The organism is Aliikangiella sp. G2MR2-5 (genome assembly GCF_015687155.1).
Classification (GTDB): Bacteria; Pseudomonadota; Gammaproteobacteria; order Enterobacterales; family Kangiellaceae; genus Aliikangiella.
In genome coordinates, this window is record NZ_JADPQF010000002.1 from 178,029 (window position 1) to 193,006 (window position 14,978).

Annotated in this window: 14 protein-coding genes; 3 read left to right on the forward strand and 11 right to left on the reverse strand. The window is 40.9% G+C overall.

The features are described 5' to 3' along the window. The first annotated feature begins 36 nt into the window (after positions 1 to 36). Positions 37 to 801 (forward strand): SDR family oxidoreductase, encoded by a 765-nt coding sequence (locus IYN84_RS08180; protein WP_196138722.1) that lies wholly within the window; start codon positions 37 to 39, stop codon positions 799 to 801. Positions 802 to 844: 43 nt separating this feature from the next. On the opposite strand, the gene IYN84_RS08185 is transcribed toward IYN84_RS08180, so the two are convergent. After that, positions 845 to 1,201, reverse strand: a complete 357-nt coding sequence (locus IYN84_RS08185) for a hypothetical protein (RefSeq protein WP_196138723.1) — start codon at positions 1,199 to 1,201, stop codon at positions 845 to 847. A 273-nt stretch (positions 1,202 to 1,474) separates the two neighbouring features. Between IYN84_RS08185 and IYN84_RS08190 the strand changes: the two genes are divergently transcribed. Together IYN84_RS08190 and IYN84_RS08195 are read left to right on the forward strand one after the other, a co-directional pair. Beyond that, the gene (locus tag IYN84_RS08190) at positions 1,475 to 2,680 is read left to right on the forward strand and encodes an ABC transporter substrate-binding protein (protein WP_196138724.1); all 1,206 of its coding nucleotides are present in this window, start codon (positions 1,475 to 1,477) and stop codon (positions 2,678 to 2,680) included. Between the two features lie 212 nt (positions 2,681 to 2,892). Continuing rightward, positions 2,893 to 3,933: a GGDEF domain-containing protein gene (locus IYN84_RS08195; RefSeq protein WP_196138725.1), complete on the forward strand. Its 1,041-nt coding sequence runs from the start codon at positions 2,893 to 2,895 to the stop codon at positions 3,931 to 3,933. Positions 3,934 to 3,957: 24 nt separating this feature from the next. On the opposite strand, the gene IYN84_RS08200 is transcribed toward IYN84_RS08195, so the two are convergent. The 10 genes from IYN84_RS08200 to IYN84_RS08245 form a co-directional block, all read right to left on the reverse strand. Next, positions 3,958 to 4,344, reverse strand: a complete 387-nt coding sequence (locus tag IYN84_RS08200; RefSeq protein WP_196138726.1) for a putative zinc-binding protein — start codon at positions 4,342 to 4,344, stop codon at positions 3,958 to 3,960. Between the two features lie 172 nt (positions 4,345 to 4,516). After that, complete coding sequence (gene cysK / locus IYN84_RS08205) at positions 4,517 to 6,001, reverse strand: cysteine synthase A (RefSeq protein ID WP_196138727.1); 1,485 nt, start codon at positions 5,999 to 6,001, stop codon at positions 4,517 to 4,519. Between the two features lie 175 nt (positions 6,002 to 6,176). Further along, positions 6,177 to 6,989 carry a hypothetical protein gene (locus IYN84_RS08210; protein WP_196138728.1) on the reverse strand — a complete coding sequence of 271 codons (813 nt, stop codon included), beginning with the start codon at positions 6,987 to 6,989 and terminating at the stop codon, positions 6,177 to 6,179. Positions 6,990 to 7,065: 76 nt separating this feature from the next. Continuing rightward, entirely contained in the window at positions 7,066 to 8,862 is a 1,797-nt protein-coding gene (locus IYN84_RS08215) for an alkaline phosphatase (protein WP_196138729.1), read from the reverse strand. Between the two features lie 13 nt (positions 8,863 to 8,875). Further along, on the reverse strand, positions 8,876 to 10,459 hold the full coding sequence (locus IYN84_RS08220) for an alkaline phosphatase (RefSeq protein ID WP_196138730.1): 1,584 nt from the start codon (positions 10,457 to 10,459) through the stop codon (positions 8,876 to 8,878). Positions 10,460 to 10,649: 190 nt separating this feature from the next. Continuing rightward, positions 10,650 to 11,120: a hypothetical protein gene (locus IYN84_RS08225; RefSeq protein WP_196138731.1), complete on the reverse strand. Its 471-nt coding sequence runs from the start codon at positions 11,118 to 11,120 to the stop codon at positions 10,650 to 10,652. A gap of 283 nt (positions 11,121 to 11,403) precedes the next feature. Next, positions 11,404 to 11,811, reverse strand: coding sequence for a type II toxin-antitoxin system HigA family antitoxin (locus IYN84_RS08230; RefSeq protein WP_196138732.1), 408 nt, complete (start codon positions 11,809 to 11,811; stop codon positions 11,404 to 11,406). A gap of 11 nt (positions 11,812 to 11,822) precedes the next feature. Next, a complete protein-coding gene (locus IYN84_RS08235; RefSeq protein ID WP_210330355.1) occupies positions 11,823 to 12,116 on the reverse strand; it encodes a hypothetical protein in 294 nt (97 codons plus the stop codon). Between the two features lie 327 nt (positions 12,117 to 12,443). After that, positions 12,444 to 12,707 (reverse strand): hypothetical protein, encoded by a 264-nt coding sequence (locus IYN84_RS08240; RefSeq protein WP_196138734.1) that lies wholly within the window; start codon positions 12,705 to 12,707, stop codon positions 12,444 to 12,446. Positions 12,708 to 12,880: 173 nt separating this feature from the next. Next, positions 12,881 to 14,920, reverse strand: a complete 2,040-nt coding sequence (locus tag IYN84_RS08245; RefSeq protein WP_196138735.1) for a winged helix-turn-helix domain-containing protein — start codon at positions 14,918 to 14,920, stop codon at positions 12,881 to 12,883. Positions 14,921 to 14,978: the final 58 nt, after the last annotated feature.

Below are 14,978 nucleotides of genomic sequence, written 5' to 3' on the forward strand. Positions count from 1 at the left end.
GTCGCACGAATACCTTCTTAATAGAGTAGCTAACAAATGAATATAGAAAACAAAGTGATTGTCATAACCGGCGCAGCTCGCGGTCTTGGACTGGCTATGGCCAAAACATTGGCAAAAGAAAAAGGACAGCTCGCATTGGTGGATACCAATATCGAAGCCCTCAAAATCGAACAGCAAGCTTGTCTGGAACTTGGCGCGAGCAAAGTCGAATGCTTCAAAGCTGATATTTCAAACGAAGGTCAGGTGGTCAAACTATTTGAATCGATTGTCGCTCATTTTGGTAAGGTCAACGGGTTAATTAACAATGCAGGAATTTTGCGCGACGGACTACTGGTCAAAGCAAAAGATAGTCACGTTCAAGATAAACTTTCATTGAGTGACTGGCAGTCGGTTATCAATGTTAATCTTACCGGAGTCTTTTTATGCGCAAGAGAAGCCGCATGTCAAATGATAGAAACCCAATCAGAAGGCGTCATAGTTAATATCTCCAGTATTAGTCGTGCCGGCAATTTTGGTCAAACGAATTATTCAGCAGCCAAAGCAGGTGTTGCAGCAATGACCGTCACCTGGGCAAAGGAGCTAGCCAAGCACAACATTCGGGTTTGTGGGATTGCACCAGGCTTTATAGCCACCGAAATGACTGCAAGCATGCCGCAAGAAGCAATAAAAAGAGCAGAAGCTTTTATTCCTCTCGGACGAATGGGAGACAGTGATGAAATTGCCAGTACAGTAAAGTTTATTTTTTCTAATGATTATCTGAGTGGACGAGTTCTTGAAGTGGATGGTGGCGCGCGAATTTAGCGCCACTCAACAGACTTAAGGTAGAGAGGTTATTCACCGACACTTATTTGATTATTTCCAGAATTTCTCTAGTAGCGCGAGCGAGACGAACTAGTCTGTCATCTATTCTGACCACGACGCTGCCCTCGACACCAATGGGCACATCCGGATATCTTGAATGATCTATCACATGCGCATGCCGATAGATGTCATCCTCGAGACGATAGCCTTTAACGAGTTTCTTTTGCCAGCCAGGCGGTAACTGTCCACCTCTTTCAAGCTTTTTCTGCAACCCTTTTGGTAGCACCTTCTCTTTTTTGTCTCCATCTTCTTTTTCTTTGTTTTTTGGCCCCTTCGCAGATACATCACTCAAAGCAAAAATAAGACTTATTGTGCAGATAAAAATGAGTGTTTTTTTCATTCAGATACCTCCAGAGTAATAACCACTCCCAAAACCTTATTTGGAAGCTACTCGGTGAAACGCTATACTAGAAAAACCAGCATAACACTATTTTGGCGAGAGCGTTAAATAATTATGCTTCTACAACATTTTTTACCGTCAAAGTCGTTTTTTTTTCGACTCCGATCACAATTCAAAATATTTGTGGAAGTTTTCTTTATTTGCGTATTTTTAATCAATCCTCTCCCAACGCTTGGAAATAACAGCTTACTTAACCTTTCCTTAAAAGAGTTGATGCATGTTGAAATAGCAAAAAACCAGGCGGTGCCTTTGTTCTGGTCTAACAAGACAGCACCTTCTAAAGATTCGATCAATATCGGATTAATGGTACCCTTCACCAGTGAGAGATTAAAAGCGATGGAGCTGGTGGCTGCGGCAGAGTTTGCCGCGTCTGAAATTAATCAGGCAGGAGGAATTAATGGAAGACCCTTGGCAATCGTCGTCGCAGATGATGACTTTATTCTTGAAAATCAACAGCAAAAATTAAATGAATTAATTAATGACTATGAAATTATCGCATTAGTCGGACCGCTTGCTTCATGGTCTGTAATCGATCTGGCAAAGTCGATCGCAGTAAAAAAACTTCTTCCTCTTTTTCCTCCCGCCGCAAATGCCAATGCAATCTCTAGTCTGGAAGACAATGATCTGGTTTTCCGTCTGGCAGCAACAAATGAACAAATTTCGTCAAAAATCATTAAATTTATTGAGGAAAATCATATTGTTAAAGTCGCATCTTTCTATCAGCAAAATATATTCGGAATTGAAATACATGATGCACTAAAACGAAGACTTCCGGAAATCAATGCTCAGATAACTCGGTCATACGCGATAAAACTTCCAGTGAACTACAAGACCTATTCACTTAAAGATGAAATTAGAAGCATTCAGGAATCAGGCTCTCAAGCAGTTTTTCTTTCGCTTCCTAACGAACAGCTAAAACATATTATTGAACAGTTTTCTCAATTCTGGGAAGGAGAACTGCCGGTATTTATTTTACCGGAACATGCTGACTGGACTAAAGACAAAATAGGAATCGATAAATCTTTATGCTTAACAGCAGTCATTCCTCAAATTCAGACTAACACCAACAATCTTCTTCAGGGGATTAAAGAGCTATTGTCGATTAGTCATTCCACCTATACTTCACTTTTTATCTATGACTCAGTCTATTTAATTGCCGCAACTCACAAACATCAGAAAAAATACTCCACAACGTTTTCTCAAGCGGTGCGAGCTATAACACAGATAAGTAAACCAATCGTCACCAATGACTTTAACCTGATTAAGAAATCAATTGAACAACATTCTCTTCTTTCTTTTCATGGTCAATCAGGAAAAGTGTTCTTCGATAAATTTGGAAATAATGAGAAGGTTAGTCTAACAGTCAGAGAGTTCAGTCATCTTTTCGATAAAGATTGCAAAAAACCGTTGCTCTACTAGCAACAATAAAAACTATCAACATCAATTATTTAGAATTTATCGTTCTTATGATTTATCACAAACCACCCATCCTGCTTTTCTTTGGAAGCTCATTTTCTCTGTCGAATTAAAAACGTTCCCCATTAACTTTTTTGGAAATATACGGTGATATCTCACGTCACGATAACTATAGTTAATAATTAAGAATTGAGAAGTTAACAGGAAGTATAGAAATGGAAAGTGAACTGCTTAAGTCGGTAATCAGGATTACCAAAAGTAGAGACGTAGATTCTTTAGAGTACAGTCTTCTGGCAACCCTGGCAGAACTAATACCTTGCGACCGTATCAATATTTACCGTATTGTGAATGATGACGGCGCTACCTATATAGAACAAGCCCTGAGCCTTCTTGTTCGTAGAGAAAATGGGAGAGTTAATGTAAGCTGGCGTCAAACCCCGCGGGCGATAAAAGAAGATCCACAAATTATAAGTTGTCTTGAGACGGGAGAAATGTCGACAGGCCTCCGAAACACTAGTGAATATCAGTTGGTCTTTCCAATTATTTGCGACCATAAAGTCGTATCTGCGCTGGAGCTTTTTTCCGACGTCCCTCTCGATCGCTATACTGACAAGTTGGAAGCGATGATAAGAATCTATGAGAATTACTTGTACATTCTGGATGAAAGCGAGAAAGACTCATTGACAGGCTTGTTCAACCGAAGAACTTTCGATCAAAAACTCGAACGATTACTTCAGACTCAACGTAACAGGCAACTACAGTCTCTTTGCTCAATTGAATCGAATGAAAAACGTCAACTCAAGCCTTATTCCGAAGCCTGGCTGGCCATCGTTGATATTGATCATTTCAAACGAATAAACGACCAATATGGTCATGTTTTTGGAGACGGCGTTCTTCTTTTACTTTCTAATAAAATGCGTCAATGTTTCAGGCAAACGGACTACATATTTCGCTTTGGCGGTGAAGAGTTTGTTGTCATTCTGGAACCTCTTCCAGATGACTTTGCTTCGCAAACTCTGGAAAGACTGAGAAAAACAATTGAAACTCACACATTTCCGTTGGTAGGGAAAGTCACAGTAAGCATCGGTTACGCCAAAATAACCGACAATGACTACCCTCCTGCAGTCCTGGATTCTGCAGACAAGGCTCTCTACTATGCCAAAGAACAAGGGCGAAATAGGGTTTTTAACTACGAGTCTTTAGTTAGACAGGGTGAAATATCACAAACTCAGCTAGGTGTAAGTATCGGCTTTTAATCAATTATCTTTCAGGCAATACAGCTATTCCTCTTCTTTTGCCTGAATAGAAAAACCAGCTTTGTCTAACATGTCATAGGTCATTTTTAATGCCACCAGGCTTTCATTAAAAGCACTATCCTGGTTGCTTCTTTTTTCAAGACCAAATGAACTAAGGTCAATATGTAGAGCAAGCTCGAGCCCACTGGCGTCAATGCATGCTTTGGTGCAAGATAAACTGCAACCGTCAATAGCGATAATTGGTCGTCCAGACTCAGCAATTTTCATGATGGGTGCAACTTTACCTATCACCCCGGAAATGCAAGACATTTCGGCGATACCGTCTCGATTCATGTTCAACGCAATATCATTCGCCATCAAAGCCAGATTGGAGCATCCGCTACAGGCATAAACAATCGGTTTTTTATCCACTTTTCGACATCCTCTAAAGCGTTCAGGATAAACTAGCCCAAGGTTGCAACTTAACTTATCTCTTTCCAGTCAATATTGACTTGAGTCAATCTGAGGCTTTTTTGAGGCGCAGATTCGCGCGGGCTGTCGATTAAATGGCCTATACAGTAATGAATTTTCTACAGTGAGTTTGCTATCTGGGCTGAATCCACTTAGGAAGCATAGAATATGCATCAAAGGAGTCACTTTGTTCAAACGTGATATCTAGCTCACTGAATAGCTTTTGCAACTCACCTTGATTGAACGAGTCAAATAAATCAGTGCAACCACCAATAAACTGTTCTCCCACAAAGATCTGAGGTATTGTAACACTACCTGTATGGGCGTTTAGCGCCTGGCGAACTTTTCCTCCCCAGTCATCTTTCTGATATTCGAGCGAATCAAGGTCAACAGACTCAAACTGCACGCCTATCCTTGTAAAAAACTTTCTTACTGACCAGCAAAACTCACACCATTCAAGCGCAAATAAAACCACTGGTCGTGAGCGATCACTAATTAGTTCAGATACAAATTTCACAGCTCTGGGATCTAATACTGAATCTTTCTCAACTTGAGATGGAGGCATGGATGTCCTTAAATCAAATCGAAACCCTGCGGTGGATCGCGATATATCCCACTCTTCATCTGTCATTTCTTCACTGATGTTGTCGAAAAGCTGGGTAGACAGATATCTTTCCCCGGTATCAGGCAGCATACATAATATGTTGCTGCCTTCAGGAGCTTCTCTGGCTACTTGCAGAGCGCCGGAAAATGTCGCTCCAGAGCTAATACCACAAAATATTCCCTCTTTTTTAGCTAGTTGGCGTGCACATTCAAGCGCTTTTTCACCATTGATTAGCTCTATTTTGTCAATAAAGCCTGCTGCGACAACATCTCCGGTTAGCTTTGGAATAAAGTCAGGAGTCCACCCCTGCACAACATGTGGTCGAAATGCAGAGTGGCACGCCATCGGTGGAGTCGGTAGCGTTTTGCTAGATTTTTCGGTATACAGCAAAGGTGCATTTTCAGGCTCGCATGCAATAATTTGAGTTTTCGGAGACTCTTCCCGAAGCACTCTGGCAACGCCCTTTAGGGTCCCCCCCGTACCATATCCGGTTACCCAGTAATCCAGAGATGTCGTTTCAAAGGCCTGGAGAATTTCCCTCGCAGTAGTCTGCGAATGAATATTGGCATTGGCTTCATTTTCAAATTGACGACACAAAAACCATCCATGCTTCTCAGCCAGTTCAGTAGCCTTGGCTAACATGCCGCTGCCTTTCTTTTCAGCCGGCGTAAGAACCACTTTTGCTCCCAGAAACCTCAGCATTTTGCGACGCTCGATGCTAAAGTTCTCTGCCATGGTTACCACCAGAGGATAACCTTTCTGTGCACATACCATAGCCAAACCGAGCCCGGTATTGCCGCTGGTAGCTTCAACAACAGTCATCCCCGGTTTAAGCACTCCGTCTTTTTCAGCTCGCTCAATAACCCCAAGCGCGAGCCGGTCTTTAACTGAGCCTAAAGGGTTGAAAGATTCTATTTTCACAAAAATATTGACATGCTCCGGCGCGAGTCGATTGATTTTTACGACGGGAGTATTTCCGATAGTCTCTAGAATATTGTTATAGCAGGCGAGCATTGTCTTATTCCTTGAAATTTTGATTAGCTGGGTAGACGTGAAATGGAAAAGGCTAAGTAAAACTCTATTGTTTTAACTTAGCACAATCTTCCATCTCTGCTTTTTTTAGCACCAAATATTTCAAGAATATCTTTTTAAATAAGGGGTTACTCAGAATTAACTATTGTGGGAAGCACTAGTGCTTACGTAATGACTGTCTACCAGAAGAATTAGCCACATTTTGATGTGGAACACTTCCTAGCATAGCCGATTGATGACTCAGAAATCCTAGATTAACCATTTTAAGTAAAAAAGGGTCTGATTCATTGTCACCGATATCTGCGTAATCAGTAAGCTGATAGTCACTCCGCAATTTAAATACTTTAACGACCATTGTTTTATCAGAAACAATCTCTTCAAGTGTCCAGCGAAATTGAAATCCATCCGTCTCTACCTCGTACTTTTGAGGGAGCCTAAGTTTTTCGTTCCATATAACTAATGTTTTTTCACTTTCAAGCATGTAAGTAATCTGTTTGTCGCAATCAATGTTTTTTTCTTCTTTAATCGTCATTTCCTTGAGCTGATCATCAGTGATTATCTGGAATTTTCCTGACCAGTCTTTACTGCCTATCCCCTGATTTACTTCCATTGGTTGATATTCGATTCCTCTCTGGTAATTATCGAAATGCCTGACTGGACGTATTTGACCATTGCTCACTCGATTCCATACTTCAGTCAGTCCACGCGCTGGAAATTCGTATGCAACCTGATTCAAATAACGCCACAAAATTACTGTTTCCTGGCCCACAACCTGATTCGATTTTTTCTCAATCTTTTGTACAAGAAACTTAGCCCCCATTAAGGAAGGCAGAATACGACACTGAGAATCATCTTCTGCAAAACTAACTCTTTTGGCTGGCCCCGCAAAAGCCATATTGGTATAAAACTGTGCACATAAAGCTGTCACTAAAAATGTCCAGAATAGTTTGTATTTTATTGTGTTTTCCATTGAATACTCCGTTTACAGCAAAAGACGCGAGCAACTGCTCGCGTCTCCCTGTGTTTTAACATAAGTCTTAGATTTATCAGTTAACTGCCGTTTCAGCTTTGTTAACCAGATTTCCAGCAAAGTCCATAATGTGGAAAATCAGATGTTGCTCATTGGTACCATTTACCAGATGAGCTCCCGGCCCCTGAGCATAAACTGCAACATCCTCTCCCGCATGCGTTTCAGATGAAAGAGGAACCAAAGATTCCTGGTGAAACCCTGGTTGCAAAGTGTCGATCAAAGTCAGGTCAACGCGTCCAGTTACTGCGTCATAGTCGTATCCGGCGTCCGCGTCAGTTTCAACACCTAAATCCTTAAACCCTCTGCCATTGGTATAACCAAGCGTAGTATAGGGGAGCTCATCAGCAGCCAGGGCTGCTTCAGTCTCTCCTACAGAAACGACTTTTCCTAAGATCGGATTTCCACGCTTAGGATATCCAGCAATAGTCATCACATGACTGTGATCCGCAGTCACAATAATTAGCGTTTCTTCAGGATTAGTTTTTTCCATCGCCACTTTTACCGCTTCAGATAACTCAATAGTGTCATTCAATGCGTTGTAAGCATTACCGGCGTGGTGTCCATGATCAATTCGTCCAGCTTCAACAACCAGGAAAAAACCATTCTTGTTATTGTCCAGTATATCGATTCCTTTACTGGTCATTTCAGTCAAAGAAGGTTCGCCAGCAATGTCATTTTCACGGTCAGCTTCATACTGCATATGCGACTCATTGAACAATGCGAAAAGATGTTCAGTCGACTCACTATCAAGAGCATTAAATCCGGCCTGGTCGTACACATAATGGCCTTGAGGATATAACGATTGCCACTCTTCAATTAGATTGCGATTGTCGGTTCTGTCGCCTTCAACACTGCTTACCGCATCCGGCGAATTAAACTCTGGATCTTTAGGCAGAAAGTGGCGACGGCCGCCTCCCATCACAACTTCGATCCCATCGATATTAAGACCTGTAAATCGAGCTTCAAGATTCGTTTCAAAATTAATCAACTGAGAAGCAATATCTTCACAACCCTCTTCGATTGCAGATGCTGGCATGTCAGAATTATCTTCCCAATTACGGTCGGCAGATTTAGCATAAGTTGCAGCAGGAGTTGCGTGTGTGATTCTTGCGGTAGAAATAATCCCGGTAGACTTTCCGGCAATTTCTGCCAACTCAAGGCCAGAGACTAGTTCGTTGCCAGAGACACTTTTACAATCGCCACGTACGACGCCTTCCGCAACACCAATAACTCCCACATCTGTTTTTACGCCACTGATCATTGCAGTCATGGTGCCAGCTGAATCAGGAGTTTGTGCATCAACATTGTAAGTTTTTGCAAGACCTGCAAATGGCATTTCCTCGAAACTCAGCCGATTTTCTTCACCAGGCAATCCTTTGTTTTGTCCATCAAGAATACGAGCCGCGGTAAGTGTCGATATTCCCATACCGTCTCCAACAAAAAGAATGATGTTTTTTGCACGCCCTTTTGCTTTTACTATTGAAGCAATATCTTGTTGTGCCTGCTCCACTTCCCATTCAGACTCGACAAACCAGGGGTTGGCGGTACTTTCCAGAATATCATTTGCCTTAAGCTGCGTTATCGGCTCGTTACATAGATATTCCGTTGACTCAATTTCGCCAGAGTCCAGAATGCCATTTGCATCCATATCCACGCCCGAGTCAACTTGCAGCCCTCCATTTCGGCAAAACTCGTTGCCTATTTCCAATTGGCTCTGGTTAACCAAACTGTTAAGTCCATCACTACCATCTTCCACACAACCAAGCATGAGCGAGGCAACAACAGCTACTGTAGATAGCTTAAAATAACTCATTTTTCTCTCCCAATTATTTCGCGATTAGGCCAAGTGCCTGATTAATCATGTGGAAAACAACATTTTGTTCGACATTACCCTGGGCAAAATACGCACCCGGGCCAATAGCATGAATAGAGATATCCTCACCGGAATGAGTTTCAGAACTTTTCGGTACGGTTGTTTCCTGGTGGAATCCTGAAACAGTTGTTTCGACGCCAGTCAGATCGACTCGACCAGCAAAGGCGATATCGCCATACGAAGCATCAGCATCAGTCTCGACTCCCAGATCCCTGAAGCCCAGACCGTTGTTGTATCCAAGAGTTGTATAAGGCATGCCGTCGCTGGCAAGTGCGGGCTCCTCACTTCCAACAGGTACAACTTTGCCTAGAATAGGATTTCCTCTTTTTGGATAACCAGCGATGGTAAATACATGGCTATGGTCAGCAGTAACAATGATCAAAGTTTCTTCAGGATTGGTATTTTCCACGGCAGTTTCAACCGCTTTGGCAAATTCTATCGTTTCAGTCAATGCGTTATATGCGCTTCCGGCATGGTGTCCATGATCAATTCGACCAGACTCGACAACCATAAAAAATCCTTTTTTATTGTTATCCAGGAGCTCTATCGCTTTGCCTGTCATTTCACTTAATGAAGGCTCTCCTGCCAGATCATTTTCTCGGTCAGCCTCATATTGCATATGAGACTCGTTAAATAGACCGAGAATTCTTTCGCTACTTTCTGGATCGATAGAATCGAATCCTTTTGAATCCATAACGAACTCACCGTTTTCATACTTTTCGGACCATTCAGCGATAAGGTTTCTTTGGTCAGTCCGATCTCCTTCAACAGTACTGACGGCGTCATTAGTATTAAAAGCTTCATCTTTTGGTAAGAAGTGACGGCGTCCTCCTCCCATAACAACTTCAATACCATCAATGTCAGTGCCTAAGAAACGGCTTTCTAAATTGTCTTCAAAGTAAATCAATTGCTCTGCAATATCTTTACAACCAGCATCAACTGCAGACTGCGGCATATCTGAAATATCTTCCCAGTTGCGATCTGCCGACTTGGCGTAGGTCGCTGCGGGTGTCGCATGCGTTATCCGGGCCGTTGTCACAATACCGGTAGACAGGCCTTTTATCTCAGCTAATTCCAACGCACTAACCAATTCATTTCCATAGACGCTAGAACAATCGCCTCGGACAATATCTTCATCGACCCCAATAACTCCAACATCGGTTTTTATACCTGACATCATCGCTGTCATAGTCCCGGCCGAATCAGGAGTTTGTGCGTCCACGTTATAGGTTTTGACTAAAGCCGTATAGGGAAAATTTTCGAAAAACAGTTGATTCTCTTCACCTTGTAGTCCGGCCAATTGGCCTTCCAAAATTCTGGAGGCGGTCAGGGTTGAAACTCCCATACCGTCACCAACAAATAGAATAACGTTTTTTGCTTTAAACTTTGTTTTTAGCGTTTTTCTGGAGTCAAGTTTTGCTTCGCCGTTTTGAAACCATTGGCTTTGCGATTGATAATCAGGTAGTACCCCAGCTGATACGCAGGGTATAGTCACCAGGCCCGCGATGCTTGCTGCAATCAGGTTGTTAAACTTCATAAATTAGCCTCTCGTTCATTTAAAAATGACGAACTCACGATCTCGACAAGAGATTTACATTTTTGTAAGTGAACTCATCAAATAATTCGAAGGGAATGCTAATTTAAGAATATTTACCTTTGGTGACGGAAATCTGACAAAAGTATTTCAATTAATTTGGTGGGTATCTGAAGGAATGCGTTAGTACTGTCTATTGCGGGAAGATACCTTCATAACTTTCTTTTTTCTGGGGCTCCTTAATCTGGTTAAGCAATCTCATCTGGCGTCCAGCCTCTTCCGCGCTCTGTTCCAGAAGACGAAGTGTCTCCGGGTTAACCGCTCCCTCGGTTTCAATATCCAACTTAACAGCCTGCAATTGATTAATCGAATTGTTAACAATATGATTGACCGCTCTTAGTGTTAACTCGAATGATACTAGCGCTCTTTCCCTGAACTCAACTTCTTTGGTGTTTGCATAAACAAAATTCGCCCATTTTAAAGCCAGGGATACAGCAATAGTTGTAACTAATGCGGTAACCAAGATAGTAACGATATCAGGTTCCCACGGGCTCAAGGTCCCTTTAAACAACAAAGCTTTTAATGATTCGTATCCCACCATTATTACTATTGTAGATAAAAATACTTTCAACAAGACTCTGTCAAATCTTATCTTTTCACCCATTTTCACGTATTCACCTTTAAGTAACAAAATCACACTTTTCGCGATCTATAATTTCGCATTAGTTTTCGCCACAAATGATAAATTTGACTATTTGCTGAAAAGCTCCATGTCACTCTCAACTAACCGGCTTAGTGTCATTTGAGAGACCTCAGATCAAAGAGGGATAGAAAAACCCAGGCCCCTAACGGGGCCTTCAACCAGGTACTGATCATGCCGTTTCCAATGATCAGATTTTCGGGGAAATCACATAACCGTGAATCTTTAAGCGTGGACGTTGCTATCGCTACGCGTCGATGAAAGTACCTGGCGAAACATTAAATCTTTTCGCTAGTTCTCTTACGTGACGGATAGTCAAAGACCTTTTGCCGTTCAAAATCTCTGAGACAACGCCCTGGCTACCAATTTCTTTTAGGTCTGCTTGCTTCACGTTGTGTAGTTTAATCAAATAACGTAAGGCTAATAGCGCATTACCCTGCTGCGGAATGATGAACTTCTTTTCATACTCCTCTGCAGCGCGTGACATTGCCTTGATCAGCCCAGACAATGGACTGTTTGAACGATTTTCAACCAACTCCATTGTAGTTTTAAGGTTGCTCAATAGCGCTTGATAATCGTCGTAACTTTTTGGAGTATCGATCACTGGAGCAACCATGTTCCAATGATGAACCGCCTTTTCCAATGTTTCTTGCATCTTTGTGTCCTCTAGTGGTTGCCGGGCCGAATCTGTTCGATATAGGCCACTTGCGATTCGAAATTAATTAAGGTGTGAACCAAAAGCGTTGTTTCGGGAATAGGGAACTTGTATTGAAAATTAAAGCCCCGTATATCGCCAAAAGTAGCTCTTAGAGCATGTTCAGTTAAAAAGCTTGTTTGAGAAACAATCTGATACCAACCGTCCAAATGCATATGCGCTGCTGGGTAGCGCTGCTGAGCTTCTTTTATTTTTTCTGTAGCTACTACTCTCAAAGTAATTCTCCAATGTAACTCTTTTCTCATTCGAAGATAACAATCGTGTTTATCATTTGAATCTTCTTAAACCAGCCATCTCAAGATGAGAGCAACTGAACACACTTATCAAGTTACATGCGAAATATCGCAAAAACTAATAAAACAATATAAAAACAACTAACCTATTGATTTAAAAGAACATAAATTGAGATAAAAATATTGATTTATGGGAATAAAATTGAATAAATTGCTACTGAAGCGACAAAAATTCAAAATTTTTCAGAAATTTGACAGTTTTGAAATACATGAGGAGAGTAACACAAAAAAACGCAGGCATTTCGGACCTGCGTTTTTAGAAAAGATAAAGTAAGGTTTTTAGTTTAAGTCACTAGCATCTTTTGATTCATTGGTTGAGGACTGATTCATTACCTCGCTATCAGAGGCAATCGCCATTTGATCTTCTTCTGAATAGTCTATATCGCAATTGGGATATGTTGTACATTTATAACTTAGCTGCTCAAATAGCTGCGAGTAAAGCGAAGTACTTTCATCGCTCGATTGTTCATCACCGTCAGCACTGTAAACACTGGAAGAAAATAGCGCACCTAATAAAAGTAGAGCAGATACAGTTTTGTTCATTGTCATCACCTTTTAACATTTACTACAAGTCAGTACTGACAATAACGACTTTAACCTTTTTGATTCAAATAAAACCGTAATAAATTACAATAAACTGATATAAATATATAAACCCGAATCCAGATTTCTGTCCTTACGTTCAAATCATCTCCAATATGGATTTTTATAACGCACTAGCGTTTAAAATACAGGATATCGGTATTTCCTTGTGAGATTGTGTTGATATAAATCTGTTTGTTCTTCCTGTCTAAACTGAAGCTTTTAGCATTAGTTGTTAGCAATACTTCCCTTTCACCAGTGTATATGTTTAGCCTTACAACTTTATTCTTGCCGCTTAGGGGTTCTCTTTCGAGAAATACAATTGACTCTAAATCATAAACATCCCATTGCTCTGACGACATAAGAGCAGCAACTTTTGTCAATTTTAGGCTAGTATTCTTTGAAGGATTATACTTGTAGATATAAGGATCCTTTTCTCTGAAATACAGCAGGCACTCTCCACTCAAACAGGGTCTTGCCGTTATTCCTTGAAATAGGACATGCTTTTCCCCTAAAGAGGCAAAATACCGGGATTCGATTGTCCATTGACCTGCATATTGTATGGAATAGAAGAAGCGACCATTTTCAATATCAATCACCGGGTTATTTTGAACCTGTTCAGTGTAGTCCTCTGAATTGAAAATAGTATTACCATCCAGATCAACGACATTGATTTGTCCGCTTTTACCGAAAATTACAAACTGGCCATTAGAGGATAGTGATAACCAGCTCAACTCGTAAGATTTATCAAATGAGGTAATTTGTACAGTTTCGGAACGACCGTTTTTCATCCAAATTTGAGGATTTCCGCTACGGTTTGATACAAATATGACGTTACCTCCAGCACCAGCACCATTGTAATCATTGAAACTCGAACTAATAATAACGTCTTTGAGTTTCTTTTCTATATCGTATCGACTGATATCGACAACAACCATATCACCTACAACAACGCCCATTTTCGAGTCATCAATTGCAAAAGGTAAATAAATACTCTGCGGAGTCTTCGCAACTATTTGCTCATTTGCTCCAAACTTATCAATCCTGGATATTTCATGGCTTCCAGACTGAAAATAAATCCAACCGTCTTGCCAATCTATTCCCGATAGAAGAAGTGGTGTAGACTTTACTCGTCGGTGATTTTTCTCTGACAAGCTATAAACCCAAATTTCTGATGAAGACCAAGCAATATCTCTAACATAGGCGAGATACTCCCGATCTTCGGAAACAGTGATAATGTAGTCACCGAACCCTTTTGTATCTGGTTTTGAGATTAGAGTTTGAACTTTCGAGCTTATTTCATATTTGTAGATATTCGCTGGAGACTTAACGTCCTCATTTATACTCATAAACAGGTTGTCTTCATCAATCCATTCAGCACTCATTCTACTTTGAGAAGATACACAGGACTTAACCAGCCTAGAATTTGTCAGCTCCAACGATTCAAAGTTGATATCTGCAATATAAAGCCCACATTCGCTTTCAACGCCACTCTTACTGCTTATGAAATAAGAAAGCTTGTTACCACTGGGAGACAATGCAGGAAATAGTTCATCCATTTCTGATCCAAGAAGAACCTTATAAGACTCTTTACCTATTGGTCTTATGTATATATCCCAGCTTCCGGACTTCTTGTGATTGAAAAGCAAGTACTTTTTATCAGGTGATATTTCCGGATATAGCTCAATACCTTTTAAAGTCGTTATAGGGTGAAGTTCTTTTAAAAAATTAATACTCTCGGATTTGTCTCGATTAAAGAGAGTTATCAGCGCCAATACAAATATTACACTCAGTAAAAAAATAAGCAGCACAGACTTCTTTGTTTTACTCTCTACAGGCGTTGCTTTATATGCCTCAGAATTTGCTATAAAGCGAAATCCTTCGCCAGTAACAGTCTCTATATAACGAGGAGAGTTGACCGAATCACCAAGAGCATCTCTCAGCTTCTTTATATTCTGATTAACATTGGCCTCAACAACTATCTTACCTTTCCAAACATGATTAATAATTTGCTCTTTGGTAAGTACAGTATTCTGATTATCGATAAAGAATCGTAATAGAGAGTGGAGCGTCGGTGACAACACCACTTCCTCTCTATTTTTGTGGAAAAGAACCCTACTGTCGTCATTCAGGACAAACTCCCCAACTTTCAACAGGTGACTATCTTTGTTCACTTCAAACCCTTACAAGAAATATTACTGCTCTTTTTTATTATTGTATTTTGTCTATTCA

What these genes read in the sequence shown, in the direction of transcription:
- IYN84_RS08220 (WP_196138730.1), bottom strand. Translation starts at nt 10,459, where the DNA reads ATGAAGTTTAACAACCTGATTGCAGCAAGCATCGCGGGCCTGGTGACT.
- IYN84_RS08240 (WP_196138734.1), bottom strand. Translation starts at nt 12,707, where the DNA reads ATGAACAAAACTGTATCTGCTCTACTTTTATTAGGTGCGCTATTTTCT.
- cysK (WP_196138727.1), bottom strand. Translation starts at nt 6,001, where the DNA reads ATGCTCGCCTGCTATAACAATATTCTAGAGACTATCGGAAATACTCCC.
- IYN84_RS08225 (WP_196138731.1), bottom strand. Translation starts at nt 11,120, where the DNA reads ATGGGTGAAAAGATAAGATTTGACAGAGTCTTGTTGAAAGTATTTTTA.
- IYN84_RS08210 (WP_196138728.1), bottom strand. Translation starts at nt 6,989, where the DNA reads ATGGAAAACACAATAAAATACAAACTATTCTGGACATTTTTAGTGACA.
- IYN84_RS08215 (WP_196138729.1), bottom strand. Translation starts at nt 8,862, where the DNA reads ATGAGTTATTTTAAGCTATCTACAGTAGCTGTTGTTGCCTCGCTCATG.
- IYN84_RS08230 (WP_196138732.1), bottom strand. Translation starts at nt 11,811, where the DNA reads ATGCAAGAAACATTGGAAAAGGCGGTTCATCATTGGAACATGGTTGCT.
- IYN84_RS08185 (WP_196138723.1), bottom strand. Translation starts at nt 1,201, where the DNA reads ATGAAAAAAACACTCATTTTTATCTGCACAATAAGTCTTATTTTTGCT.
- IYN84_RS08235 (WP_210330355.1), bottom strand. Translation starts at nt 12,116, where the DNA reads ATGAGAAAAGAGTTACATTGGAGAATTACTTTGAGAGTAGTAGCTACA.
- IYN84_RS08180 (WP_196138722.1), top strand. Translation starts at nt 37, where the DNA reads ATGAATATAGAAAACAAAGTGATTGTCATAACCGGCGCAGCTCGCGGT.
- IYN84_RS08195 (WP_196138725.1), top strand. Translation starts at nt 2,893, where the DNA reads ATGGAAAGTGAACTGCTTAAGTCGGTAATCAGGATTACCAAAAGTAGA.
- IYN84_RS08190 (WP_196138724.1), top strand. Translation starts at nt 1,475, where the DNA reads ATGCATGTTGAAATAGCAAAAAACCAGGCGGTGCCTTTGTTCTGGTCT.